This is a genomic window from Cupriavidus nantongensis (assembly GCF_041726985.1).
Classification (GTDB): Bacteria; Pseudomonadota; Gammaproteobacteria; order Burkholderiales; family Burkholderiaceae; genus Cupriavidus; species Cupriavidus nantongensis_A.
In genome coordinates this window covers 1653422-1678947 of the sequence record NZ_CP168302.1, presented here as the reverse complement: position 1 = coordinate 1678947, position 25526 = coordinate 1653422, and the positions used below count along the sequence as shown (strand labels likewise).

Annotated in this window: 24 protein-coding genes; 6 read left to right on the top strand and 18 right to left on the bottom strand. The window is 67.4% G+C overall.

What is annotated here, in order from left to right:
• Positions 1 to 58 precede the first annotated feature (58 nt).
• The 3 genes from ACEI37_RS07315 to ACEI37_RS07305 form a co-directional block, all read right to left on the bottom strand.
• On the bottom strand, positions 59 to 1282 hold the full coding sequence (locus ACEI37_RS07315) for a MalY/PatB family protein (RefSeq protein ID WP_373376087.1): 1224 nt from the start codon (positions 1280 to 1282) through the stop codon (positions 59 to 61).
• A gap of 7 nt (positions 1283 to 1289) precedes the next feature.
• On the bottom strand, positions 1290 to 2567 hold the full coding sequence (locus tag ACEI37_RS07310; protein ID WP_373376086.1) for a transporter: 1278 nt from the start codon (positions 2565 to 2567) through the stop codon (positions 1290 to 1292).
• Positions 2568 to 2629: 62 nt separating this feature from the next.
• On the bottom strand, positions 2630 to 3286 hold the full coding sequence (locus ACEI37_RS07305; RefSeq protein WP_373376085.1) for a carboxymuconolactone decarboxylase family protein: 657 nt from the start codon (positions 3284 to 3286) through the stop codon (positions 2630 to 2632).
• A 363-nt stretch (positions 3287 to 3649) separates the two neighbouring features.
• On the opposite strand from ACEI37_RS07305, the gene ligD reads away from it, so the two are divergent.
• From ligD to ACEI37_RS07290, 3 genes are read left to right on the top strand one after another with little or no spacing between them, the layout of a single operon-like run.
• On the top strand, positions 3650 to 6187 hold the full coding sequence (ligD, locus tag ACEI37_RS07300) for a DNA ligase D (protein WP_373377729.1): 2538 nt from the start codon (positions 3650 to 3652) through the stop codon (positions 6185 to 6187).
• A gap of 30 nt (positions 6188 to 6217) precedes the next feature.
• Positions 6218 to 7111 (top strand): Ku protein, encoded by an 894-nt coding sequence (locus tag ACEI37_RS07295; RefSeq protein WP_373376084.1) that lies wholly within the window; start codon positions 6218 to 6220, stop codon positions 7109 to 7111.
• Positions 7108 to 7929: a tetratricopeptide repeat protein gene (locus ACEI37_RS07290; RefSeq protein ID WP_373376083.1), complete on the top strand. Its 822-nt coding sequence runs from the start codon at positions 7108 to 7110 to the stop codon at positions 7927 to 7929. Before ACEI37_RS07295 ends, ACEI37_RS07290 begins: the two co-directional genes overlap by 4 nt.
• Before the next feature lie 30 nt (positions 7930 to 7959).
• On the opposite strand, the gene flgL is transcribed toward ACEI37_RS07290, so the two are convergent.
• The 11 genes from flgL to flgB all read right to left on the bottom strand — a co-directional run bounded on the left by flgL (position 7960) and on the right by flgB (position 18862).
• Positions 7960 to 9189: a flagellar hook-associated protein FlgL gene (flgL, locus tag ACEI37_RS07285; RefSeq protein ID WP_373376082.1), complete on the bottom strand. Its 1230-nt coding sequence runs from the start codon at positions 9187 to 9189 to the stop codon at positions 7960 to 7962.
• Between the two features lie 37 nt (positions 9190 to 9226).
• On the bottom strand, positions 9227 to 11146 hold the full coding sequence (flgK, locus tag ACEI37_RS07280; RefSeq protein WP_373376081.1) for a flagellar hook-associated protein FlgK: 1920 nt from the start codon (positions 11144 to 11146) through the stop codon (positions 9227 to 9229).
• Positions 11147 to 11459: 313 nt separating this feature from the next.
• The gene (gene flgJ, locus ACEI37_RS07275) at positions 11460 to 12518 is read right to left on the bottom strand and encodes a flagellar assembly peptidoglycan hydrolase FlgJ (protein ID WP_373376080.1); all 1059 of its coding nucleotides are present in this window, start codon (positions 12516 to 12518) and stop codon (positions 11460 to 11462) included.
• A gap of 2 nt (positions 12519 to 12520) precedes the next feature.
• Positions 12521 to 13690, bottom strand: coding sequence for a flagellar basal body P-ring protein FlgI (locus ACEI37_RS07270; protein WP_373376079.1), 1170 nt, complete (start codon positions 13688 to 13690; stop codon positions 12521 to 12523).
• A complete protein-coding gene (gene flgH, locus ACEI37_RS07265; RefSeq protein WP_373376078.1) occupies positions 13674 to 14372 on the bottom strand; it encodes a flagellar basal body L-ring protein FlgH in 699 nt (232 codons plus the stop codon). Before flgH ends, ACEI37_RS07270 begins: the two co-directional genes overlap by 17 nt.
• Positions 14373 to 14383: 11 nt before the next feature.
• Positions 14384 to 15169 (bottom strand): flagellar basal-body rod protein FlgG, encoded by a 786-nt coding sequence (gene flgG, locus ACEI37_RS07260; RefSeq protein WP_252678916.1) that lies wholly within the window; start codon positions 15167 to 15169, stop codon positions 14384 to 14386.
• 61 nt (positions 15170 to 15230) lie between these two features.
• Positions 15231 to 15974, bottom strand: a complete 744-nt coding sequence (locus ACEI37_RS07255; RefSeq protein WP_373376077.1) for a flagellar basal body rod protein FlgF — start codon at positions 15972 to 15974, stop codon at positions 15231 to 15233.
• A 26-nt stretch (positions 15975 to 16000) separates the two neighbouring features.
• Positions 16001 to 17227, bottom strand: coding sequence for a flagellar hook protein FlgE (flgE, locus tag ACEI37_RS07250; protein WP_373376076.1), 1227 nt, complete (start codon positions 17225 to 17227; stop codon positions 16001 to 16003).
• A gap of 83 nt (positions 17228 to 17310) precedes the next feature.
• Entirely contained in the window at positions 17311 to 17976 is a 666-nt protein-coding gene (gene flgD / locus ACEI37_RS07245) for a flagellar hook assembly protein FlgD (RefSeq protein WP_373376075.1), read from the bottom strand.
• Between the two features lie 58 nt (positions 17977 to 18034).
• Complete coding sequence (gene flgC, locus ACEI37_RS07240; RefSeq protein WP_018006607.1) at positions 18035 to 18442, bottom strand: flagellar basal body rod protein FlgC; 408 nt, start codon at positions 18440 to 18442, stop codon at positions 18035 to 18037.
• A 12-nt stretch (positions 18443 to 18454) separates the two neighbouring features.
• A complete protein-coding gene (gene flgB / locus ACEI37_RS07235) occupies positions 18455 to 18862 on the bottom strand; it encodes a flagellar basal body rod protein FlgB (RefSeq protein ID WP_092316051.1) in 408 nt (135 codons plus the stop codon).
• A gap of 234 nt (positions 18863 to 19096) precedes the next feature.
• On the opposite strand from flgB, the gene flgA reads away from it, so the two are divergent.
• From flgA to ACEI37_RS07220, 3 genes are all read left to right on the top strand, one after another.
• Positions 19097 to 19873, top strand: a complete 777-nt coding sequence (gene flgA, locus ACEI37_RS07230; protein ID WP_373376074.1) for a flagellar basal body P-ring formation chaperone FlgA — start codon at positions 19097 to 19099, stop codon at positions 19871 to 19873.
• A gap of 163 nt (positions 19874 to 20036) precedes the next feature.
• The gene (gene flgM, locus ACEI37_RS07225; protein WP_111519911.1) at positions 20037 to 20357 is read left to right on the top strand and encodes a flagellar biosynthesis anti-sigma factor FlgM; all 321 of its coding nucleotides are present in this window, start codon (positions 20037 to 20039) and stop codon (positions 20355 to 20357) included.
• Positions 20358 to 20363: 6 nt separating this feature from the next.
• A complete protein-coding gene (locus ACEI37_RS07220) occupies positions 20364 to 20825 on the top strand; it encodes a flagellar protein FlgN (protein WP_373376073.1) in 462 nt (153 codons plus the stop codon).
• A 295-nt stretch (positions 20826 to 21120) separates the two neighbouring features.
• Here ACEI37_RS07220 and ACEI37_RS07215 read toward each other — a convergent pair whose 3' ends face one another.
• The 4 genes from ACEI37_RS07215 to flhF all read right to left on the bottom strand — a co-directional run bounded on the left by ACEI37_RS07215 (position 21121) and on the right by flhF (position 25524).
• The gene (locus tag ACEI37_RS07215; protein WP_373376072.1) at positions 21121 to 21558 is read right to left on the bottom strand and encodes a flagellar protein FlhE; all 438 of its coding nucleotides are present in this window, start codon (positions 21556 to 21558) and stop codon (positions 21121 to 21123) included.
• On the bottom strand, positions 21558 to 22274 hold the full coding sequence (locus tag ACEI37_RS07210; protein ID WP_373376071.1) for an RNA polymerase sigma factor FliA: 717 nt from the start codon (positions 22272 to 22274) through the stop codon (positions 21558 to 21560). The genes ACEI37_RS07215 and ACEI37_RS07210 overlap by 1 nt, the downstream gene beginning before the upstream one ends.
• Before the next feature lie 101 nt (positions 22275 to 22375).
• On the bottom strand, positions 22376 to 23164 hold the full coding sequence (locus ACEI37_RS07205; RefSeq protein ID WP_373377728.1) for a MinD/ParA family protein: 789 nt from the start codon (positions 23162 to 23164) through the stop codon (positions 22376 to 22378).
• A gap of 11 nt (positions 23165 to 23175) precedes the next feature.
• Positions 23176 to 25524 (bottom strand): flagellar biosynthesis protein FlhF, encoded by a 2349-nt coding sequence (gene flhF, locus ACEI37_RS07200; protein ID WP_373376070.1) that lies wholly within the window; start codon positions 25522 to 25524, stop codon positions 23176 to 23178.
• Positions 25525 to 25526 lie beyond the last annotated feature (2 nt).

Below are 25526 nucleotides of genomic sequence, written 5' to 3'. Positions count from 1 at the left end.
TTGTGCCGGCGTGTCAATCGACGGGCGTACACGGGCCTTATAGCGGGCACGCCTTCGGCTACCTGCGTGGAAGCACCTCCGCCAGCTGCGCGATGGCGCGGTCCAGCGTGCTGCGCGGGCACGCCAGGTTGGCCCGCATGAAGCCATGGCCTTCCTTGCCGAACTTCGGTCCGCGATCGAACCAGACGCGTGCCCTGGTCAGCAGAAAGTCCTCCAGTTGTGCGGGCGGCAACTCAAGTCCCCGGCAGTCGAGCCACGCCAGATAGAGGGAATCCGTGTCGAGTACCCGGATCCCCTCGACACGTGTGTTCAACGCGGCGCGGAAGTACGCATGGTTCGACGCCACCTTTGCCACCAGGGCATCGACCCATTGGTCGCCGGACTTGTAAGCGGCCTCCGTCGCTATCGCGCCGATCATGTTGACGTGCGCGTTCATGTTCCGCTCGATCGTTCGGCGGATCTCGTCGCGCTTGCGCGGGTCCGAGACGACGATGTTCGCGCACTGCAGGCCGGCCAGGTTGAAAGTCTTGCTTGCCGAGATGCAGGTGACGCTGTTCTGCGCATACTCGTCGCCCAGCGAGGCGAACGGGGTGTGGCGCCTGCCGCCGAAGACGAAGTCGCCATGGATTTCATCGGAGACGACCAGCACCCCGTGGCGGCGGCAGATATCGCCCATGGTGCGCAACTCGTCCGGGGTCCATACGTTGCCGGTCGGATTGTGGGGATTGCACAGGATAAACAGCCGCGTATCCGGCCGGATCGCGCGCTCGAACGCCTCCGCGTCGAAGCGGTAGCGCTCGCCGTCGAACGCCAGCGGTGCCGTGGCGAGGTGGCGCCCGTTGATCAGCACATCGTGGTGGAAATGCACGTAGACCGGCGGCTGGATCAGGACCGAATCACCGGGCCGGGAGAAGGCATGGATCACGGTCTTGAGCGCGGCAATCACGCTTGCCACCGGCACGATCCATGCATTCTCGACATGCCAGCCGAAACGCCGTTGCTGCCAGCCTGCCACGGCGCTGAAGTAACTGTCCGGCACGGAGCTGTACCCGAATACACCGTTGGCCACCACCTGCTGGATGGCCGCGGTCACCGTAGGCGGAGAGCGGTAATCCATGTCCGCCAGCCACATCGGGATCGGCCTGGCCCGGACCTGCTCCGGCGTGAGAAAGCTGCCCGGAAAGCACCATTTCATCGAGCTGGACTCGCTGCGATCCACCACTTCGTCAAAATCAAACTCTGCACCGCTTGCCATCACATCCCTTCGTTTCCATTCGATCATCGCGACCTCAATATCCCAGCGCCTTCAGTACCGGCGTCATGCATACGACCACGCCGACGAAAAACACCAGGTACACCGATCTCGACTTGTAGGCGTGCAGAGCGGGAACCTTGTAGACCAGCAGGCAGGGAATCATGAACGAGGTCACGCCATAGATCGGAGCGGCAATCTGCTGCAACAGCAGGATCGAGAACTTCGACTGGACCCAGAACCAGAGCGCACCGACGATCAGCACCGAGGTCCCGACCGATACCGACTTCCGGTTGATGCGCTCGCGCGGAATGAAGCGCGACAGCACATTGATGGCGAGCCCTGAAACCGCCTCGTCGATGCCCAGGTACAGGCCAAAGAATGCGGTAACGATGGCAAACACATTCAGCGCGGTGGTCATCAGCAGCACGTCAGCTCCGGGGATCACGCTGCCGGCGAGGGCCAGAGCCGAAATGTTCTGCGCCTTGGCGGACAAGGCCTGCTCGTGCGACAGCGAGAACGTGAACGAGGTCGCAAAGAACAGCACCGACACCACCAGCACCGCATAGGCCACCCGGTGCGCGCGGATCGCGCGGTAGGTGGCGATCCGCGGATCGGATTCCTGCTTGCGGAAAGCAATGTTCATCGGGCTCAGGATCTGCACGAACAGGATCGAGAACACCGTGAAGGGCAAGGTCAGCACCGTGTCGATCGCCAGCTGCTTGAGGTCGGGCAACGCCGGCAGATTCGCCATGACGTTCCAGTGGGGGATCATGACCAAGCCGAGCAGCAGCACGATGGCGAGCTTCAGGATCACCAGCGGCCCGGACACCTTGAACAGCAGCTTTTCGCCCTGCGCGGCGATGGCCACCAGCCCCGCCAGCACTGCGAGGGAATACAGCGGCTTATCCGACAGCAGCTGGTCGGTGACACCGAAGGTCTGCAGATACTTGGCGCTGTCGAAGGTGACGGCCATGGAGTAGGTCAGCATCCCCTTCAGCAGCATCAGCAGATAGGCAATGCTCAGGAATAGCCCCCAGTTCTTGCCAAGATAGTGGGTGATGATGCTGGCGTAGCTGTCGCAATCCGCGCTCTCCGACAGGGTTCTCAGGTACAGGTTCTGCATCAGGTAGAGCGCCGGGTAGGCCAGGATCACCGATGCAATGAATACCCAGACTCCCATGATGCCGATCTGGACCGGCAGGAACACCACGCCGGCACCGATGGCCATGCCGATACACAGGATCACCCAGCCGAGGTCATAGCGGGTGAACGGCACGCGCATCTCGCCGGCCGAAATGGTTAGTTGTCTCAAGTCTCCTCCGTACTTCTTTTTGACGGATTGTCAGAACGCTGCGCAGGTCGCCAGCTTTGCTGCTACAGGATCTCTGCGGCCGCGAGGAACGACGCTTCGATCCGGGCCGAGACGGCCAGGTGAACGACCTGGGCAAACTGCGCCGGCAGGAGGCCCAGCGCCCGCGCCGCATCGACATGACGCTCCATGCAATAGAAGCATTGGGTAATGGTCGCGCAGCCGATCGCAAGCAATTCGTAGTCGGCCCGGGACAGCGGCAAGCCATCCTTGTGCATCTCGTCCAGCATCTTGGTCAGGCGCTCGAAATCGGTCGGCGATGATTTGCGGAATTGCGTCATCAGTTCGCGGTCCCGCTTGATTTCCGACACCGCCGAGGAGACTCCGGTCCCTTCCGCATCCCCGTTCAGATATTTGTAGGCCAGCCTGCCGTACGCCACCGCGGCACCGGCACGCAAGGCCGTGGCAACGCTGACGGCTTGTTCGATCTCGTCTCGCGCCAGCATGCCCTCGGCCTCGCTACTGCAGCTTTGCAGTATTTCCTTGCAGGGGATAGCGACGGCAACCGCGATCCGGACAAGCAAGCGCTGCCGGGCAGTCAGGACCTCTTGCGCGTCGTTCGGCGCATGCAGGGAAGTACGGTGAGCTTCGAATGCCTGCACATAGCTCGATGCCGGTCCCTTGATCCTGGATATCACTTCCGTCAGGCTTGCAGCGGCCATCGGTGTCTCCCTCGCTCTCATGGTTATGCATTCGCGCTAGGCTATCGCGCCAGGAAAACCATGCTCAATTGAAATGAAACTCAAGCGGGCGTGCAGGAAGGGTTGGCTGCGCCCACACGTGTCCCCCTTGCGTTGTAGCAGCGCTGTCGCAAGATGCACTTTCCCGCGCATCTTGTCAGACGGCCTCCGATACCCCGCGTCCGCCTCCGCGCGCAGACTGGCCGCATCACTCCTGGAGACCGCCATGGCCGGGAAGAACCTCCACCTCGTAGCCGCCGATGGGTCCTGGCACCTGGCGGCGTGCGTGTCCTGCGCGGCGCCCACCGAGGTCCGGTGATCCGGGCAACGACATCGGGCAACGCCATGGCAAGCCGCAAACCCCGGGCTACGTCCGCCAGCAGGCATGGCAGCACGGCGCCCGCGGGCGGTCTCGAGCGTTACAGCAAGAAGAGAAATTTCGGCTCCACGCCCGAACCCAGTGGGAAGGAAGCGCGGCCACGGCCGCGCCAGGATGGCGGGCCACTGCGGTTCGTCGTGCAGAAGCACTGGGCCAGCCGCCTGCACTATGATTTCCGGCTCGAGCTCGATGGCGTGCTGCTGAGCTGGGCGGTGCCCAAGGGACCGTGCTACGACCCGGCCGAGAAGCGCATCGCGATCCATGTCGAAGACCACCCGCTCGACTATGCCGGCTTCGAAGGAGAGATCCCGCCGAAGCAGTATGGCGCGGGGTCGGTGATCGTGTGGGATCGCGGTAGCTGGACGCCGGTTGGCGACCCGCATGACGGCATGGCCGCCGGCAAGCTCGTCTTCGAGCTGCACGGCGAGAAGCTGGCAGGCCGCTGGGAACTGGTGCGCATCGCCAAGCCGGGCGACAAGTCCGAGCAATGGATACTCTTCAAGAAGCGCGACGCCTGGGCGCGGCCGCTGGCGGAGTTCGATGTGCTGGCCGCGTTGCCGGACAGCGTCATCGCGAAGCCGCTGGGCGCATTGCGCGAGGCACCGGGCGTCGCCGACGATGATGATCCGACACAGGCCATCCAGCGCGCGCCGCGCGCGCCATTGCCGGCAAAGCTGCGGCCGCAGCTGGCCACGCTCTCGCCTACCCTGCCCGCCGGCACCGGCTGGATCATCGAAACCAAGTTCGACGGGTATCGGATCCTGGCAAGGATCGACGATGCCCGCGTGACGCTGTTCACACGCAACGGGCATGACTGGACGCGCAAGCTGAGTTCGCTCGCGGCGGAGATCGAGAAGCTCGATATCTCGCAGGGCTGGCTGGATGGCGAGATCGTAGTGCTGCGCGATGGCATGCCCGATTTCAACGCCCTGCAGAACGCCATCGACGGGCACCGCCACGAGGCGATCGTTTACTTCGCCTTTGATCTGCCGTACTGGGAAGGTCGCGACCTGCGTGAACTGCCGCTGGCGCAGCGCCGCGCCAAGCTGGCTGCGCTGGTCGCCGAGCGCTCGGAGCGGGTGCGCTGCAGCGAGGCCTTCGATGCGCCGCCGGCGCAGATGTTCCAGGCGGCATGCCGGCTGGGCCTCGAGGGTCTGATGTTCAAGCGCGCCGATTCCCCCTATGTTTCGGCACGGACGCAGAGCTGGCTGAAGGCGAAATGCAAGCTGCGCCAGGAGTTCGTGATTGGCGGCTTCTCCGACCGCGAAGGCGCCGCCGCTGAGGTGGGCAGGCTGTATCTGGGCGTCTACGCGGATGGGGCGCTGGTCTATGCCGGTGGCGTCGGCACCGGTTGGGACAGTGCCACCGCTACGGATTTGCGCAGACGCCTGGCGGCACTGGAAGTCAAGAACAGCCCGTTCTCCACGGAGGCCCGCGGCAGCGGACGCTGGGGCGGCCGACGGCCTGCCGTGGCGCGCTGGGTCAAGCCGAAGCTGGTCGCGGAAGTCGAGTTCACCGAATGGACACCGGAAGGACAGGTCCGCCAGGCTTCGTTCAAGGGCCTGCGCACGGACCATGCCGTCAGGTCGATCCGGCGCGAAGCGGTGCAAACCGTGGTCACGCCCCATGGCGTTGCCGGCATCAAGGTCACCAACCCGGAACGGGTCATCGACCAGTCCAGAGGCATCACCAAGCTGGAACTGGTGCGCTACTACGAAAGCGTCGCCACCGTGATGCTGCCGCACCTGCTGGACCGCCCGCTGTCGTTGGTGCGCGCGCCGGAGGGGATCGACGCGCCCACGTTCTTCCAGAAGCATGCGGAGACCGCGATGCCGGGCCTCACCGAGCAGCCGCCTTCGCTGTGGCCCGGCCACGCGGCATTGCTGACTGCCGACTCGCCGGAAGCCATTGTCGCGGCCGCGCAGATGAACGTGGTCGAGTTCCACACCTGGAATTCCACCGCGCGCGACATTGACCATCCAGACCGGGTCATCTTCGACCTGGACCCGGGCGATGGCGTGGCGTGGGAGACCATGCTGGAAGCCGCCATGCTGGTGCGCACGCTGCTGGATGAGCTGGGCCTGCAGTGCTGGCTCAAGACCAGCGGCGGCAAGGGCCTGCATGTCGTGGTGCCGCTGGCACCGCGGCGCAACTACGATGAAGTGAAGGCGTTTTCACATGCGGCCGTCAAGCACCTGGCCGCCGCGCTGCCGCAGCGCTTCACCGCCCGCTCCGGCGCCGCCAACCGCAAGGGGCGCATCTTTGTCGATTACCTGCGCAACGGCTTCTCGCAGACCACTGCCGCCGCGTTTTCGGCACGTGCGCGGCCTGGCATGGGCGTGTCCATGCCGGTGTCGTGGGAGCAACTTTCCAAACTGAAAAGCGGCGCGCAGTGGACCATCCGCGATGCGCGCGAGTATTTGAGCTTCCAGCTGGCCGATCCGTGGCAGTCGTATTGGGAAACACGCCAGACTTTGACGGAAGCCATCGAACGGTTAAGCTGAATCCAGGCGCACCCCAATGTGGAGTATCCAATGGCTGCCCGATCCCTCGCTTCGCTGTCGCTGTCGTTTGGCCTGGTGTCGATCCCGGTCAAGCTCTATACCGCCACCGAGAGCAGTTCCGCCTTGCGCTTCAACCTGTTGAGCAAGGAAGGCTCGCGCGTCAAGCAGCAGTACATCTCCGAACAGACCCAGCAGGTGGTCGAGCGCGCCGACATGATCAAGGGTTATGAGTTCGAGAAAGGGCGCTTCGTCACGTTCGCGCCCGACGAACTGAAGGCGCTGGAGGAAAGCGCCAGCCATATGGTCGATATCGTCGCGTTCATTCCCGAACAAAGCGTGGATCCGCTGTACTACGACAAGGCCTACTTCATCGCGCCCGACAAGCGTGGCGGCAAGCCCTACAGCCTGCTGCGCGAAGCCATGTCGCAGACCGGACGCTGCGCCATCGCCAAATGGGCGTCCAAGGGCAAATCCCATATCGTCCAGATCCGCCCGGTGGAAGGTGGGCTGGTGTTCCAGCAGCTGTTGTTTGCGGACGAGGTTCGCAATATCGCCGAACTGAATATCGAAGAGGTGGCGGTGTCCGATGCCGAGCTCAAGCTGGCAATCCAGCTGATCGAGCAGGCCTCCGAAGAAGAATACGATCCCACCCAGTACAAGGACGAGGAAAAGGCCAGGATCCTGGCCGCCATCGATGCAAAGATCGCCGGCAAGCATATCGTCGCGCCCGAGCCGGTGGAGGCCGGCGAGGGCGGACAGGTGATCGACCTGATGGACGCGTTGCGCGCCAGCCTGTCGAAGAAGGGCGCGCCGGCCGCCAAGGGCAAGGCTGCCGCAGCCGCCCCACCGGCCCGCAAGTCTGCGCGGCGGGGCGCCGCGGCCGAGCCCACGCCGATCCGACGGACCACCAAGAAATCAGCGTGAAGCGCAGCGGCGGGCTTGGCACGCGCGACCTCGAGGCGCGCCTGGGGGTGTCGAGGCGGCTGATCGGCAGCCTGGTCGCCGCCGGGCTGGTGCAACCCACGCGCGGCCCACGCGGCGAACACGTGTTTTCTTTCCAGGACGTGGTGCTGATCCGCACCGCCGATTCCCTGCACCGCGCGCATATCGGACCGGCGCAGATCCTGCGCGCGCTGCGCCATCTGGAACGGCTCAAGCCAGACCGGCACCTGTCCGCGGTACGTATTTCCGCGTGCAGCGGCAAGGTGTCTGCGAGGGACCATCACGGAGACTGGATCGTGGAAACGGGCCAGCGGCTGATGGACTTCGGCATCCGGGACGACGACGGTGTCCGGGTCATGGCGCTGACGCGGGAAGCGTCAGCGTACGCGGCCGCCGACGAAGCGCTTGCCGATGGCCTCAGGCTGGAACCGGTCGATGCCCGCGCCGCCGAAGCGGCTTACCGGCGCGCGGTCGCCCGTTATCCGGGGATGTTGAACGCGTATCTCAACCTTGGCTGCCTGCTGGCCGACCAGCAACGGCTGGACGAGGCCATCTCGCTCTATGAATCCGCGCTGGCCGAGCTGCCCGACGAGCCGGCACTGCATTTCAATCTCGGCGTGGCGCTGGAAGATACCGGGGCCACGCAGGCCGCGCTGGCCGCCTATGAGCGCAGCATCGAACTGGCGCCAGGCGATGCCGACGCGCACTACAATGCCGCGCGCCTGCATCAGGAACTCGGGCACATCCAGAAGGCGATTCGGCATTTCAACCAGTATCGGAAGCTGGATCGGTCTGAATGAAAGCCCAATCAGTTTCCAGCCCTTCCCCCTTTACAAATACTTGAACAGATTCATCCCCTGAATCTGCATGAACGACTGCTGCGCCCCCTGCAGCGCCACCTGCCGCTGGTAATACTCGGTAATCGCCTTGGCGTAGTCCAGGTCCTGCAGCCCCGACAACGTCTGCGAATACGTCAGGTCCCGGTTGGCACCCACGTCATCCAGCGCATCCAGCTCATTCATGCGCGAGCCCACCGAGGCGCGCACGGTCAGCACGTTGTCGAGCGAGTTGGAGAACTGGCGCACGGCGGTCGACAGCACGTTGCCCAGGTTGGCGCGGTCGTTCTCGGATGCGGCGGGCTGGCGCAGCGTGTCGATCACGGTCTGCAGGTTGGCGAACATGTCGGTGCCGGCCTCGCTGGCCGGCTGCATGGTCAGGGTGTCGCCGGCCTTGGGTGCGCCGGAGACGTTGAAGGTGAAGCCCGCGACTTCGATCTGTGCCGGCGAGGTGTAGGCCACCGGGCCGGTGACCACCGGGGCGGGGGTGGCGCCGGTCGAGGTGTCGGTGATGGTGTATTCGATCTGGCCGGTGGCGTTGGCCGTGAACGACATCTGCAGCGCGTGGCCGAACAGCGGGTGGCTCGGGTCGGTGGTGGACACCGTGCCGAAGGTGGCAGTGCCGGTATTGGCGGGGTTGCCCTTGACCACATAGCCCGCGCCGCCGGTCACGCTCATGAAGACTTCGCGGCCGGTGTTGCCGGCGGGCATCTGGCGCGCGACGTCGACCTGCAGCAGTTGCTGGCCGTTGTCGCCGATGTAGTTGCCGGCGCCGGCGCTCTGCGTGAAGGGGGCGCTGCCGGAGCGGGTACCGCCGAACAGGAACTGGCCGTTGCCGTCGTCGGAGTTGGCCAGGCTCAGCAGCTGGTTGTACAGGCCTTCCAGCGCGGTCGCGAGCGAGCCGCGGTCGGCATCGCTCATGGTGCCGTTGCCGGCCTGCACCAGCATGGTCTGGATGTTCTGCGTGATGGTGGTGACGGACTGCAGCGCGTTCTCTTCCGCCGCCAGCGCGATATTGGCCTGGTTGCGGGACGTCGCGTACTGGCCGTTGACGGCCTGCGCCTGGCTGACGCCCAGTGCGCGGGTGGCGCCGACGGGATCGTCCGACGGGGTCAGGATGGAGCGGCCGGTGCCGAGCTGCTGCTGGATATGCATCAGCGCGCCCTGCTGGAAGTTCATCGATGCCAGGCCTTGCTGGTACAGGGTGGAGCTTGCAACGCGCATATTGGGTTACCTCTTTTGACGCGGGTTGGTGCGGCGCTTAGCGGCCGATGCCGATAATGGTGTCGAACAGCGTGCCCGCGGTCTGGATCACGCGCGCATTGGCCTGGTACAGCTGCTGGAAACGCAGCATCGACACGGTTTCCTCGTCCATGTTGACGCCGGAGACCGACTGCTGCGCGGTCTTGATCTGCGTGGTGATGCTGTCCTGCGAGGCCGAGGCGATCTTGACCGACTTGGCGCGCGTGCCGACATCGTTGACCAGCTGCGCATAGGCTTCGCTGAAGCTGGACACGCCGCCGATGGTCTTGGCGTTCTGCAGCTTGGCCAGCGCCAGCATGTTGCCGTTGTCCTTGACTGCGCCGGCGTTGCTGCCCAGCGTGAAGCTGTCGCCGGCCGCAGGCGTGCCCCCGAAGCTGAAAGTCAGGCCGTTGAGGGTGAAATCGGTATTGCTGCCGTTGGGCACGCCCACCGGCTGCGGCGCCATGGCCACGCCACCGACCTTGAAGATGTAGCTGGTGCCGTCGAACTCGGCGGTGATCTTGCCGGCCGGCGGCATGAATCCGGGCGCGACCTTGCTCAGCGACGCGGTGGCGTTGCCCTTGTTGCCGGCGGTCGCCTCGATGTAGGCGGGCGATGCCGCCGCGATCTTCGCCGGATCGTTGATCGCCATGTCGAAGCCGGTGGCGGCGTTGCGGGTGGGCTGCACCGTGAACGAATCGTTGGTGCCCATCGGCGCGTTGATCTCGACGGTAAAGCCGTCGGCGCTGAATTGCAGCGGGTACGTGGCGCCGCCGGCGGGAACGGGCGTGACCACCTGCTGGTTGTCGGACAGGCGCGTCAGCGTGTAGTTGGTGCCGTCGAAGTGGAGCTTGTAGTCGCTGGTCGTCAGCGCCGACGCATTGTCGATGGTGGCGGTGGCGACCGTGGTCTTGACGGTGTTGTTGGCGTTGGGGAGGGTGGTGGCGCCGCCCAGCTTGAACATGTCGGTGCCGGCGGCACCGTTCAGGTCGATGCCGAGCTGGTGCTGCGCATTGAAGCTCGCGCCGATCGCCAGCGACAGGCGGCCGATCGCGCTTTGCGCCGGGTCCAGGGTTTCGGTGCGGAACTGCAGCAGGCCGCCCAGCGAGCCGCCGGTGAGCGCGCCCGGCTCGCTCTCGATCACCGCGCCGGAGGGCAGCGTGTAGGCCACCACGGTGCGGTTCGGGTCGGCCGCCGAGGCCACGGCCTTCAATTCATAGGCGTCGTTGCCCATCACCAGCGGCTGGCCGTTGCCGACGAAGACGTTGTAGGTGCCGCTGTCCTGGACCACCACCTTGGCGCCGACGAGCTTGGTCAGCTCGGCCACGGCCTGGTCGCGCTGGTCGAGCAGGTCGTTGGGCGGCTGGCCGCCGGAGGCCGCCTTCAGGCGCGTGATTTCCTGGTTCAGGTTGGCGATCTGCTTGGTGTACGCATTCACCTGCGTGACGGCGGTGCCGACCTGCTCGTTGACGCCGGACTGCAGTTGCTTGAAGTAGTTGCTGGCCGAGCGCACCTGGCCCACCAGCGCCTGGCCCGCCGACAGCATACCCTGGCGCGCGGCCGGATCGGCCGGGGTATCGGCCACGGCCTGGACCGCGGCGAAGAACTTCTGCATCAGCGGCGCCAGGCCACCCTTCTGGTCGGCCAGCAGGTTGTCGATCTGGCTGATCTGGTCCGAGTACATCTCCAGCGACGCGCTGGCCGAGGTGGCGCCGCGCAGCTGGCCGGTCAGGAACTCGTCATAGACGCGGATCACCGTGGTGGTGTTGGAGCCGAAGCCGTAGAAGCCCTGGCTGGTGTACTGGCCGCCGGCAGACGCGACGATGGTGTTCTGGCGCGAGTAGCCTTCGGTTGCCGAATTGGCAAAGTTGTGGCCGGTCGTCGTCAGCGCGTTCTGCGCGGTGTTCAGGCCGGAGAGGCCAATACTGAAGAGAGACATGGTGCTCTGGTCCGGGATTGGTGGGACTGCCGCGGTGAGGGGCGGCGGTGTGGTATGTGGGAGTTATCGGCTCGGTGAGGGCGGGACTTTAGTTATGGCGGTGATCTTCGCCAGGTCCCGCTGGTTTTCTCCCCTCTCCCGCTTGCGGGAGAGGGGCCGGGGGAGAGGGCCGGCGGTGGCAATAGCGATGGGCTTCACTTCGTTGATGCTCTTGCCCTCTCCCCCACCCCTCTCCCGCAAGCGGGCGAGGGGAGCCGGGTTCTTGCGGTGTCGGCTGCGGTTAGCCGCTGTATTGCAACTGAAGCCCCGCGCCTTACGCCGCCACCTTCTTCATGATCTTCACCAGCTTGTGCCCGTACGCTGGATCCGTGGCATAGCCTGCCTTCTGCAAACCGTGCGCCGCGTCTTCGGCGTTCGCCGCGCTCACCACGCCCGCATAACGCGGGTTGTTCGTCAGCAGGCGCGCGTAATCGGCGCAGGCTTCGTCGTACGAGCCGTAGGCGCGGAACTTTGCCCGCACCTTCTGCGGCTGGCCATCGATGTATTCCGTGGTGGTGATTTCCGCGACGCGGCCCTTCCAGCTGGGGCCGGCCTTGATGCCGAAGACGTTGAACGTGGTCGAGCCGTCGGCGTGCGTGATCTCGCGCTGCCCCCAGCCGGATTCCAGCGCGGCCTGGCCAACGATCAGGCGTGCCGGCACGCCGCTGGCGCGGGACGCGGCTTCGGCGGGGCCAGCCATGCGGGCGACGAAGGCGCTGACATGCGCGGGTGCATCGTCGGGCAGTCGGCCCAGCCGGTCTTCGCCCTGGCCGCGGTCCGCGTAGGACTGCGGCTGGTACTGGCGCAGGCCGGCGGTGGGATTCCATTGCTGGCCCGCGACGGTGGTGCCGATGGCCGGCAGGTCTGCCTGTTCGCCCGCGTCGGCGGGCATGGCGCCCGCGCCGCGGCTGTCGAGCAACCTGGCCATCTCGGCATCCGCGGCCTTGCCGGCCTCGGCCGGATTCAGCGCGTTCATGCCGGACGGCATCGCCGTGCCGGTGGCGCGCGCGAGCTGGCGCACCATCACGTCAGCCAGGCCGATGCCGCGCGACGACATCTGCTGCGCCAGCTGCTGGTCCATCATCGACAGATACAGCTTGCTCTGCTCGTTGTCGAACAGGCCGTCCTGCGGCGTCGCGTCGCGCATGCTCTTGAGCACCATCTGCGTGAACACCGCCTCGAACTGCTTTGCGACGGCGTGCAGCGTATTGGCGTCGGCGCCGCCGCGCGCGCTGTGCTTGAGCGCTTCGAAGCCCTGCGTGTCCAGCGCGAAGCGCTGGGTCAGGTCGGCGCCCGGCGCGTGCAGCGCGCCACCGTTGAGGCCGCTGTTCATGGTCAGATCACTTCCAGCTCGGCGCGCAGCGCGCCGGCCGCGCGCATCGCTTCCAGGATGGTTTGCAGGTCGGCCGGGGTCGCGCCCAGCGCGTTCAGGCCCTTGACCACCGCGGCCAGCGAGGCGCCCGCCTTGACGATCTGCAGCGAGCCGCCCTGCTGCTTCATGTCGATCTGCGACACCGGCGCCACCACGGTCTGGCCGCCGCTGAACGGCGCGGGCTGGCTGATCACCGGTTGCGTGTTGATCACCACCGACAGGTTGCCGTGCGCCACCGCGCAGTCATCGACGGTCACGGCCTGGTTCATCACGATGGAGCCGGTGCGGGCGTTCAGGATCACCTTGGCCGCGGCCTTCGCCGGCGTCACGTCGATATTCTCGATGCGGGCCAGGAAGCCCACGCGCGCGGCCGGCGATGCCGGCGCGCGCACCTGCACCACGCGCCCGTCCAGCGCCGCGGCCACGCCGCCGCCCATGTTGCGATTGATGGCTTCGACCACGCGCTCGGCGGTGCCGAAATCCGTATCCTTCAGCTCCAGGTTGAGCAAGCCGCCATCGGGCTGGAACGGCGCCACCGCGCGCTCGACGATGGCGCCGTTGGCGATGCGCCCCACCGCCAGCTGGTTGATCTGCACCTTGCTGCCGTTGGCCGACGCGCCCGCGCCGCCCACCAGCATGTTGCCCTGCGCGATCGCGTAGACTTGCCCGTCGGCGCCCTTGAGCGGCGTCATCAGCAGCGTGCCGCCGCGCAGGCTCTTGGCATTGCCCATCGACGACACCACCACGTCGAGCTGGCTGCCGGGCTGCGCGAACGCGGGCAGCGACGCGGTCACCATCACCGCGGCGACGTTCTTGAGCTGCATGTTCTTGCCGGCCGGCAGAGTGATCCCCAGCTGCGACAGCATGTTGGTCAGGCTCTGCGTGGTGAACGGCGTCTGCATGGTCTGGTCGCCGGTGTTGTCCAGCCCCACCACCAGCCCGTATCCCACCAGCGGGTTCTCGCGCACGCCCTGGAAGGTGGCCAGGTTCTTCAGGCGCTCGGCCTTGGCACCGGTGGCGAAAGCGCCGAAGGCCACGCCCGCCACCAGGCTGACCATGGTCAGCCGCAGCAGGCGGGACAGGAAACGAGCAAGCATCTGGGCAGACATGGCGCGGTCAGAACGGAGAGACATTGAGGAAGAAGCGCTGCAGCCAGCCCATGTTCTGCGCTTCATCGATCACGCCCTTGGCGGTGTATTCGATGCGCGCATCGGCGACCTGCGTCGACAGCACGGCGTTGTCGCCGGTGATAGTGCGGGGATTGACCACGCCCGAGAAGCGGATGAACTCGGCGCCCTGGTTGATCGCCATCTGCTTTTCGCCGGAGACCACCAGGTTGCCGTTGGCCAGCACCTCCAGCACGGTCACGGTGATGGTGCCGTTGAAGGTGTTGGCCGCGCTGGCGCCGCCGCTGGCCTTCATGGTGTTGGCGCCGTTGACGTTGGCGTTCTGGCTGGTGCCGAACAGCCCGCCCAGCGCACGCGGCACCGCGTCGAACGCCAGCGCGGCGTTGCCGGTGCGGCTGGTGTTGGTGCCGGAGTTCTTGCTGGCGTTGACGTTCTCGGTGATGAGGATGGTCAGGATGTCGCCCACGTTGCGCGGGCGCCGGTCCTCGAACAGCGGATTGCCGGCATACGACGACTGGTAGATCGAGCCCGACGCCGGGCCCATCGGGCGCGGCTCGGCGCGCGCCGTGGTCGGCATCTGCACCAGCGGCTCGCGCGGCATCAGCGCACAGCCGCTGGTGGCCAGCATTGCCACGCCGGCCAGGCAAACCAGCGCACGCGCGCCCAGGCGGGAAAGCAAGGTGGCCATGTTCACACCAATCAACCCAGTTGCGACAGGCGCTGCAGCATCTGGTCGGAGGCCTGCACCGCCTTGCTGTTGATCTCGTACGCGCGCTGCGTCTGGATCATGCTGACCAGTTCCTCGACCACGTTGACGTTGGACGCCTCGACGTAGTTCTGCTGCACCACGCCCGCGCCGTTCAGGCCCGGCACGGTGGTGTTGGGCGCGCCCGAGGCGTCGGTCTGCACGTAGAGGTTCTCGCCCATGCTTTCCAGGCCGGCCGGGTTCATGAAGGTGGCCAGCTGCAGTTGCCCCACCTGCACGTTGGCGCTGGAGCCGGGCTGCGTCACCGACACGGTGCCGTCGCGGCCGACGGTCATCGACAGCGTGTTGGCCGGGATGGTGATGGCGGGCTGGATCACGAAGCCGCTGGAGGTCACCAGCTGGCCGTTCTGGTCCACCTGGAACGAGCCGTCGCGGGTATAGGCGGTGGTGCCGTCCGGCAGCGCCACCTGGAAGAAGCCCTGGCCCAGGATGGCCACGTCCTTGGCATTGCCGGTCTGCTGCGGGTTGCCCTGGGTGTGGATGCGCTCGGTCGCCACCGGGCGCACGCCGGTGCCCAGCTGCATGCCCGACGGCAGCGTGGTCTGGTCCGACGACAACGCACCGGGCTGGCGGATGGTCTGGTACATCAGTTCCTCGAACACCGCGCGGCCGCGCTTGAAGCCGTTGGTCGAGACGTTGGCCAGGTTGTTCGAGATCACGTCCATCTGCGTCTGCTGCGCATCGAGGCCGGTCTTGGCAATCCAGAGAGAGCGGATCATGTGGGTCCTTGCTTGGGTGCGGGGGACCGGCACGGTACGCCGTGCCGGTCAGTCATTCGGTTCAGTTGGTCGAGAGCAGCTGGTTGGCGCGCTGCTCGTTGCCGTCGGCGCCCTGGATCATCTTCATCTGCATCTCGAAGCGGCGCGCGTTGGCGATCATCTCGACCATGGCTTCGGTCGGGTTGACGTTGCTGCCTTCGAGCGCGCCGGAAATCACGCGCACGGTGGGATCGGCCTCGAGCGGCTGCGCGCCGGGGCGCAGGCGGAACAGGCCGTCATCGCCGCGGGCGATGGCGTCGTTGGGCGGATTGACCACGCGCAGCCGGCCCACCTGCGCCAGGCCAGCCGAGGCTTCGCCCGGACCGCGCGCGGTGATGGTGCCGTCGGTGCCGATGGTCACCTGCGAGCCCGGCGGCACCGCCAGCGGACCGCCGTCGCCCATCACCGGCAACCCGGAAATGGTCTGCACCTGGCCGTCCTGCGCCACCTGCAGCGCGCCGGCGCGGGTGTAGGCCTCAGTGCCGTCGGGCGCCTGCACCACCAGCCAGCCATTGCCCTGCAGCGCCACATCCAGCGTGCGGCCGGTGTAGGTCAGCGGGCCGGCGCGCATGTCGGCCCCGGGCGTGGAGGCCAGCGTGAAGGCGCGCGTGCCCGCCTCTGGCCCCACCACCGGCACCGCGCGGTACAGGTTGACCTGTGCGCGGAACGCCGGCGTCGAGACGTTGGCGAGGTTGTTCGATACCGCCGCTTGCTGGTCGAGTATCTGCTTGGCGCCCGACAGGGCGGTGTAGATCATGCGGTCCATGGCGGCGGCTCAGTTCAGCGTGGCGGTCACAGGTTGACCAGGGTCTGCATGACCGTGTCCTGCGCCTTGATGGTTTGCGCGTTGGCCTGATAGTTGCGCTGGGCCACGATCAGGTTCACCAGCTGGCCGGACAGGTCCACGTTCGACGCTTCCACCGCGTTCGAGCGCAGCGTGCCCATGCTGCCCCCGGCCACGCCGACCAGCGGCTGGCCGGACGCGCCGGTGGCCGACCACACGTTGTCGCCTTCCGGCTTCAGCCCTTCGACGTTGCCGAATGCGGCCATCACGATCTGGCCCAGCGGCTTGGTCTGCTCGTTGGAATAGCTGCCGGTGATGGTGCCGTCGCCGTTGACCGAGAAGCCCAGCAGGCTGCCCGAGGTATAGCCGTTCTGGCTGAGCTGCTTGACGTCGTTGTCGGCGCCGAACTGGGTGGTGCCGGTCAGGTCCAGGCGCATGGCCATGGCCTGCGCGCCGTTGGCCGCCGGCTGGGTCAGCGTGACCGCGCCCGCGCCAGGTGCCTGCAGCGCGCCGGCGTTGTCGAACGACAGCGTGACCGGCGCGCCGCCGACCGCATTGCCGTTGACGTCGGTCACGTACATCTGCCAGTCGGTGCCGCCCGGCACGGTCGGCGCCGCGCCCGACTTGGCGAAGTACGCCATCAGCTGCTGCTTGTTGCCCAGCGAGTCATAGACGTTGATCGCCGTGCTGTAGTTGAACATGTTGCTGGTCGGCGGCACGCCGGGCGCGCTGGCAAACGCCTGCGTCGGCACGGTGGCGCGCGAATCGAGCTGGAACTTGGCGGTGATGCTGCTGGTGGCGCGCGGCTCCATCTGCGCGTTGCTGATCACCAGCGGCTGCGGCTGCACGCCCGCGCCGCCGGCCACGCCGGCCGGATAGCCCGTTACCTGCAGGCCCTGCATATTGGTGATGCGGCCGTCTTCCTGGCGCTGGAACTGGCCGTTGCGCGAGTAGTAGACCGCGCCTTCCGGGCTGGTCAGGCGGAAGAAGCCGTTGCCGTTGGTGATGGCCACGTCCAGCGAGCGGCCCGAGGCCTCGATATTGCCCTGGTTGAACGACTGCACCACCGAGTTCACGCGCACGCCCAGGCCGATCTTGGTGCCGGCGTAGACGTCGGCGAACTGCGCGGCCGATTGCTTGTAGCCCACCGTGTTGGCGTTGGCGATGTTGTTGCCGATCACGTCCAGGTTGGACGCGGCGGCGTTCAGGCCGCTTACCCCTTGACCGAAACCCATGATTGCTTCCTTTTGACTAGGCTATCGTTGAAGCCGGTTGGCGCCCCCGCGCTGCCGGCACCTGCTTTCTGCTTATCTACGTATTAGAGAATGCGGCGCACGTCGTCGACATTGGCGGTCTGGCCGTCGCCCAGGTCCACCAGCACGCCGCTGGCGTCGCCGCTGATGCTCTCGACCTTGCCGTACACCAGCGCCACCGGCTGCACCGAGGTGCCGTTGGCGGTGGCGGTCACCTTGAAGGTGTAGTCGCCATCGGCCACCGCCACGCCGGCGTTGTTCTTGCCGTCCCACGCGATGTTGTGCACGCCCGCGGTCTGGCCCTTCATGTCGATGGTGCGCACCACGTTGCCGTCCTTGTCGAGCACGTCGACGGTGACCGCATCCGCGGTCGACGGCAGGTCCAGGCCGATCTTGCCGGGCACGCCGCCTTCCACCGATACCTGCTTGCCCGGCACCATCACGGTACGGCCGATCAGCGCGGCCGAATCCATCGCGCGGCTGGCGCTGACCTGCCCCAGCAGCTGCGACAGTGTGGCGTTCATGGTCTGCATGCCGCTGACCGTGCTGATCTGCGCCAGCTGCGATGTCAGCTGCGCGTTGTCCATCGGGTTGAGCGGGTCCTGGTTGTTCATCTGCGTGACGAGCATGGTCAGGAAGTTATTCTGCAGCTCGGACGCGCTGGCGCTGCCGCTCTTCAGCGCGTCGTTGATGCCTTGCGTATTGCTGCCTACCGGTGGGGTGGTGGTCATGTCAGTTGCTTGTGTGCGAGGTGCGGATGGAGCCGTTTCCTTGACGGGCCGAGGCGCTTTATTGGCCGATCGTCAGCGTCTTGAGCATCATGTTCTTGGCGGTGTTGAGCACTTCCACGTTGGCCTGGTAGGAACGCGATGCCGAGATCATGTTGACCATCTCCTCCACCGGGTTGACGTTAGGCATCACCACATAGCCCTGCGCATTGGCCATCGGATGCGTGGGGTTGTGCACCATGCGCGGGGGCGACGGATCCTCGCTCACGCCCTGCACCTGCACGCCGCCGATATCGGTCTGGCCGGGCGTGGGCGCCATGCCGAACACCACCTGCTTGGCGCGGTAGGCCTGCCCGTCCGGGCTGACCACGCTATCGGCGTTGGCCAGGTTGGACGCGGTCACGTTCATGCGCTGCGACTGCGCGGCCATGGCCGAGCCCGCGACGTCGAAGATGTTCATTGCCGGCATGGTTCGTTCCCCTTACTGCTGGATCGCGGCCAGCATGGTCTTGATCTTGGAATTCATCACCGTCAGGCCGGACTCGAAGTGCACGGCGTTGTCGGCGAAGGCCACGCGTTCGGTGTCCATTTCCACGGTGTTGCCGTCGACGCTGGACTGCAGCGGGATGCGGTAGGCCAGGTCGAATTCCTCGCGCCCCGGCGCCTGCGCGGGCAGGTGGCGCACCGAGGTGGTCGACAGCGACACGCCCTCGTTGCGGTGGCCACGCTCCACGGTCTGCGCCAGCGTGCTGGAAAAATCAAAGTCGCGCGCCTTGTAGCCGGGCGTGTCCGCGTGCGCGATGTTGGAGGCAATCACCGACTGCCGCTGGTTGCGCAGGCTCAGCGCTTCCTGCTGGAAACGTAGCGCCGCATCAAGTCTGTCAATCATCTGGGATCTCCCCTGCTGGGCAGGCGCTCCCGCAATCGGAGCGCACGTGGCTTCTTCAGGGTTGGCATCTTAGGCGGGGAGCTGTCACGCCAATCGGATGAATAAGGACGGGAAATCCGCGCATTTCGGCCCGCGCGCGCGCGGGGCGCTGCCTACAATGGGCCCCGATGACAGATGTATACGGCGCGCCCAGCCAGTCACGGGGCCGCGCGCCGTCCTTGCCGGGAAGTCCAGATGAAACAGAATTGCCGCAACGTCCGCCGCCTGGCGCGCGCCCTGCTGATCGGCTGCGCGGCTGGTGCTGCCGGTGCCGGTGCCGGCGCCGCGCCGGCACAAGTCACGCCGGTCGCCATGCAGGCACCGGCGCAGGCTGTCCAGGCGGGCGCCGCCAGCCCGTTTGCCGAAGACCCCGCGCGCGTGGCGGTCGAGCGCTTCCTGCAGCAGCAGACCGCCGGCCTGCCCGGCAAGGTCAGCGTGCAGGTGGCACCACCGTCAGGCGGGCGCGCGCCCGAATGCATCACGCCCGACCCGTTCCTGCCCGCCGGCGCTTCGCCGTGGGGGCGCGTTTCGGTAGGCGTGCGCTGCGGCGGCGAGCGGCCCTGGGTGCGCTATATGCAGGCGCGCGTCTCGGTGCTGACCGACTATTACGTGGCCGCGCGCGCGCTGGGCGCGGGCGAGCCGGTCGGCCAGGCCGATGTCGAAATCCGCCAGGGCGACCTGGGCGCGCTGCCGCGCGCGGTGATCACCGATCCGGCGCAGCTTGCCGGCGCCATCACCGCCAACCGCATCGCCGCCGGCTCGCCGCTGCGCACCGACCTGCTGCGCAAGGCCATCGCCGTGCGCCAGGGCCAGACCGTCACCGTGGCGGTCGAGGGCGAGGCCTTCCAGATCACCAGCGAAGGCAGGGTGCTGGCCGACGCAGCCACCGGCAATACGGTGCAGGTACGCCTGCGCAGCGGCCAGGTGGTCAATGGCCTGGTCCGCAGCGGCGACACCGTGGTGCTGCAGTGACATTGCGCCAGGTGCTGTAAGCGTGGCTGGAATGACTGGAATTCCAAGGCAAGCGGCGTGCGAAAATGCCGCCGCAGCCCCCGCGCAGCGAATCCGGGCCAGGCGCCCTAAAGAATTCGCCGGCGCGGCCGTAATGCCATAGGAAACCAGCAAGGAACGCCCCGTGAAGATCAACCACTCCACCTCGTCCCGGCCCGCCGACGCCGCCGCTGGCGACGCCGCCCGGCCCCAGGCCGCCCCGGCCGCCGCCGCCGACGCCACTGATGCCGCGCCGTCCGCTGGCCTGAGCGTCAGCCCGCTGGCCGCCCAGGTGCGCGACATCAGCGCCCGCCTGGCCCAGCCGACTGACGACGATATCGATACCGCCAAGGTCGAAGAGATCCGCCAGGCCATCGCCGAAGGCCGGATCCGCATCGACCCGGGCAAGATTGCCGACGGCCTGCTCGCCACCCTGCGCGAGCTCGGCCAGGCCGACGCCAAATAGCCAACCATGAGCCAGAGCCTGATCCAGTCCCTGCAGCGCGAAACCGAAGGCATCCGGGCCTTCGGCCAACTCCTCGCCGAAGAGCGCGACGCCCTCAAGCGGGGCGACTTCCAGTCCCTGAGCGGACTGCTGACGCGCAAGGTAGAACTGGGCCAGGCCCTGTCACGCCAGCTCAAGGCCCGCGAAGCCCAGATGGGCGCGCTGGGGCTGCGCGCGGGCCCGGAAGGGCAACTGCTGGGACGCCAGGTCGAACCGGCGGTCGCCGATGCCTGGCGCGGGCTGATCTTTGCGGCTCGCAGTGCGCGTGATGCCAATGCGCTCAACGGGGCGGTCGTTGATGCCCACCTCGATTTCACCCGCGAAGCTATCCAGGCGCTGCGCCAGCATAGTGGCGGGGATGCGGGGTTGTATGGGAAGGATGGGAAGGCGGCGGCGGGGGTTGGGGGGGTGAGTCTGGCGGCTGGTTAGGGTTAGGCTTCGGCTGCTTCACGCCTCATGTTTGCTCCCCTCTCCCGCTCGCGGGAGAGGGGCCGGGGGAGAGGGCAGGCGGTGGCAATTGCGAGAGCCTTCACTTCGTTGATATTCCCGCCCTCACCCCATCCCTCTCCCGCAAGCGGGAGAGGGAGTACCCAAGCGACAATTGGAAAGCTCGAGGCCGTTGATGACGCTGCGGGTTTTCTCCCCTCTCCTGGCTAGTCGATCGCCTGATGTTCCGTTTTTTCGTCACTTGTTGATAAGTGACGAAAAAACGGAACATCCCTCCCTACCTGAACCCCACCACCACCTCATTACTCCGCCCCTGCAACACCGGCACCAGGCTCCCCTGCCCCGGCACGCGGAACGCAAACACAAACCCCTTGGTGGCATCGTCACCAAAGAACGCATCGGTCTTGCCCTCGGCCTGCGGCAGCAGCACGCAGCGTTGCGCATTGCACAGATAGGCCTGCAGTTCCACCGGCGGCGTCTTGGCGAAGCTATAGCGCCAGCGTACCGAGGTAATCACCCCTTCCGATTGCGGCAATACGCCGGTGGGCAGGATCGGCGGCGACACCGCGCGCTGGCCGCGGCCGTGCAGGGCCGGGCCGTTGACCGAGCCGGTCCAGGCGTGGCGGGTGCCGGCATCGAACGCCGCCCACGCGCATGCGGATACGGCGGCCAGCAGCCAGCACGCGCAGCGCGCGACGCGCGCCTTCACCTGCATCACAGCAAGCCGCGCAACTGGCTGCGCAGCCGGTTGATGGCCTGGCCGCGGATCTGGCATACGCGCGATTCGGTCACGTCGAGCACCGCGCCGATCTCGCGCAGGTTCAGTTCCTGGTCGTAGCACAGCGACAGCACCAGCTTCTCGCGCTCGGGCAGGCGTTCGATGGCGCGGACCAGCGCCTGGCGCATGCCGCTTTCCATCAGCACGGTCAGCGGATTGCCGTCATCGCTGCCGCCGAGGTGGCGGTCGAGGAAGTCTTCTTCGCCGGAGCGCTCGAAGTCTTCATAGTGCAGCAGCTGGCAGCCATAGACCTCGTTGAGCAGCAGCTGGTATTCGTCCAGCGGCATCTCCATGGCCTCGGCCACTTCGGAGTCGATCGGCGTGCGGCCGAGCTTCTGTTCCAGGTTGCGCTGGGTGCGTTCGATGCGCCGGGTGAACTGGCGCAGGCTGCGCGATTGCCAGTCGTTGGCGCGCACTTCGTCGAGCATGGCGCCGCGGATGCGCTGGCTGGCGTAGGTTTCGAAGCGTGCGCCGTGGGTGTCTTCATAGCGCTTGGCGGCGTCGAGCAGGCCGATCATGCCGGCCTGGATCAGGTCGTCGATCTGCACGCTGGCGGGCAGCCGTGCGGCGAGCTGCAGCGCGATGCGGCGCACCAGCTGGGTGTGCGCCTTGACCACATCGGCCTGTTCGAGCTTTCCCTGGATCGTGTACATGGTGCAATTCTCGTGACTGCTGGATGGCTGGACCGGCACGCTCTCGGCGGCCGGCTGGCTGGCTCAGGGTGTGGTGGTTTCGGGTGGCATGGCTGGCAGGCTCAGGCCATCGCGGGGGCAGCTACTGGCGCGGCGGCGTCGGCGCGCAGCGGCCAGGCGCCGATGCCGCCGGCGCTGCGGCGCAGTGCCGCGGTGGCCGGCGCTGCCGGGAAGGCATCGACCACACAGCGGCCCAGCTGCGCGGCGCGTGCCACCAGCGGGTCGGCCGGCAGCCAGCCCGCGCACAGCACTTCGACGCCGAGGTACTGGCTGGCGGTGCGCGACAGGTTGCGCAGGATGGCCTGCACCGTGGCCTCGCTGGCCGCCAGGTTGACGATCAGGTGGAACTGGCGCCACGCATACAGGTGATGCAGCCGCTTGATGCAGGCGTAGGCCGCGGTGATCGACGCCAGTTCCGGGCGCATCACCACCAGCACGTTATGCGCATCGCCCGCAAGCGGCGACAGTGCGCCGTCGGCGTCGAGGCCGGCATCGACCAGCACGCTGCGAAAATCGTTCGCCGCCGGCGGCAAGGCAGCGCCCGGCATCGGCCGGCCCGCGGGCAGCACCGACAGCACCCCTTGCGGACTCACACCCGCCGCAGCCTCCAGCGACAGCCGGCCCGCGTGGACGTCGGCCAGCGTGCCCGCCGGCCTGGCGCCGGACAAGCGCGTGGCACGGGCGTTGGCGTCCTCATCGACCAGCAGCACGCGCTCGCCCTGCATCGCCAGCGCATGCGACAAACCCAGCGCCACGGTCGTAGCACCGGCGCCGCGTTCGCTGGCGAGCACGGCGATGCGGCGCGTGGTGCGCGGCGCCAGCATCCGGCGCAGGCTTGCGGCCTGGTCCATGGCGAGGGTGCTCACTGCAGGGCCTCCATGGGAGAAGCCGAAGCAGCCGGAGCAGCTGTGCCACGGCCCGGATAGTTTTCCAGTACGTCGAGCAGGGCCAGCATGCGCCCCATGCCTTCATTGAGCACGGTGCCCGGCACCGGCGCGCCCGCACGCACCGTACGGCCCGCCAGGCGCGCAAGGAATGCGGGCGCAGCCGCGGTCGGCGCATGTTCCAGGCGCAGCACCGACAAGCCCAGCTGCAGCGCGGCCACGGCGGCGGCCTCGTGCGCATCCCCTGCGTCCTGCGCGAAATGGTCGATGGCGTGGCGCAGCGTGCGCAGGCCGGCCTCGGCCTCGTCGGTCCACAAGGCCCAGCGCGCCACTTGCGCGGCATCCTGCGCCAGCGCCGGATCGCACAGCAGATAGCGTGTATCGATCAGCTCGCCGGTGGCGCGGTCGGCCAGGCGAGCCACCACCAGGCAGGCGTCGATGCCGCCTTCGGGCGTGCCCTTGCCGCGCACCGGGCTGTCCGGCACGCGCACGTCGGCAGTCGCCAGCCAGCGCACGGCGTCACGCTCGCGCACGGTGTCCTCGCCGACGGCATGGAAAGTCAGCGTGTCGGCCAGTGCGTCGAGCTTCCACGCGGCACCGGCGCTGACCACGCGCGCGGTCTTGCGCGCGCTGGCCATCCAGCGCTCGCCGGCCTGCTGCCACCGCGCCAGCGTGGCGGCGGACGGCACTGCCTCGACCAGGTTGACGACCTTGCGCGCGGCGCTCATCGCGGCGCGCAGGTTGGCGGCATCGGCTTCGGCTTCGCCCAGCGGCTGGCCGGCACGGCCCGTCGGCGTGACGGCGGCCGCCAGCGGCATGCCGTTGCGGTCGGCCAGCCACAGGGTGTGCTGGATCGGCTGGGGCGAGCGGCGGCCGGGCACGGCCACCTGCAGCGTGGCGGCGACGGCCAGCACGTACTGCTCGCACTGGCGCGTCACGTCACGGCACACCGCTTCACGCACCTGCTGCGACATCGCGCGCAGTGCGGGCGCGCCGGCGCCGCGCTGCTGCCACAGCGAACGCGCCAGGTCGAAGCCCAGGCCCGCGCCGTTGAGTTCGGCCACGCACTGGCCGAGCGCGTCCGCGCTATCGGTCAGCGAGCGCAGCACGTCGGTGGCGCCACCGCGCGCGGTTGTCTCTTCACCCGCGCCAGCGGCGGCACGGCGCGCGGCATCGGCATCGGCAAACACCGAGCCGCGGCGCGGCGTCAGGAAGGCACGCTCGACCAGTGCGGTGCTGCTGGCCAGTTCCAGGTGCTCCGGCACGCGCTGCCCGGTGGAGGCATAGAACACCGGCAGCCGGTGGCGGATCACCACGTCCAGCACCGATCCCAGGTGCGTGGCTTCATCCAGCTTGCTGATGATGCAGCCATCGATGCCGCCGCCATCGGGCGCGGCATCGTGGCGGTAGGCGTGCACCACTTCATTGAGGGTATCGCCATGGCTGGCGCCGTTGAGCAGCAGCACGCGCTGCACCGGCGCGGGCACGCCGGCCAGCATCGCGATCTGCTCTGACAGGCTGCGGTCGCGCTGGCTCATGCCGACGGTGTCGATGATCACCAGGTGCTTGTCCTTCATTGCCGCCAGCGCGAAACGCAGGTCGGCGGCGTCCTTCACCGCATGCACCGGTACGCCGAGGATGTCGCCATAGATGCGCAGCTGCTCATGCGCGCCGATACGGAAGCTGTCGGTGGTCAGCAGCGCCAGCTTGTCGGCGCCGTGGCGCAGCACGTAGCGCGCCGCCAGCTTGGCCGTGGTCGTGGTCTTGCCGACGCCGGTGGGGCCGACCAGCGCCAGCACGCCGCCTTGCGCGAACAGGTGGTCTTCGTCGGCCAGCACCGGCAGCTTGCTGGCCAGCTCGCTGCGAATCCATCCCATTGCCGCAGGCCGGTCATAGCCCAGTGGCAGCCGCGCCAGCAGCGTGCGCGCCAGCTGCCCGGAGAAGCCCGCGCCCACCATCCATTCGAACAGCGATTCGCGCAGCGGGTCGCTCGCGGCCACGCCGTGCGCCGCCGCGCTGGGGGCTACGCCCGGCGCCGCGCCGATGCCGGCCAGCTGCCGCTCCAGCATCGCCCGCATTGATTGCAGCTCGCCGCGCAGGTCGCCGATGGCCGCGGGCTCGGGTGCCGATACCTGCGCCGGTGCCGGCGGCACATACACCTGCGCGGTGGCCTGCACGCTGCCCAGATCGGTATCGCGCATGGCGACGATCTCGACCCCGCCCTCGACGGTGCGGTTGGACAGCACCACGGCGTCAGGGCCCATGGCTTCGCGCACCTGGCGCATGGCTTCGCGGCCGTTGGCCGCGACAAACTTGGCTACGCTCATCG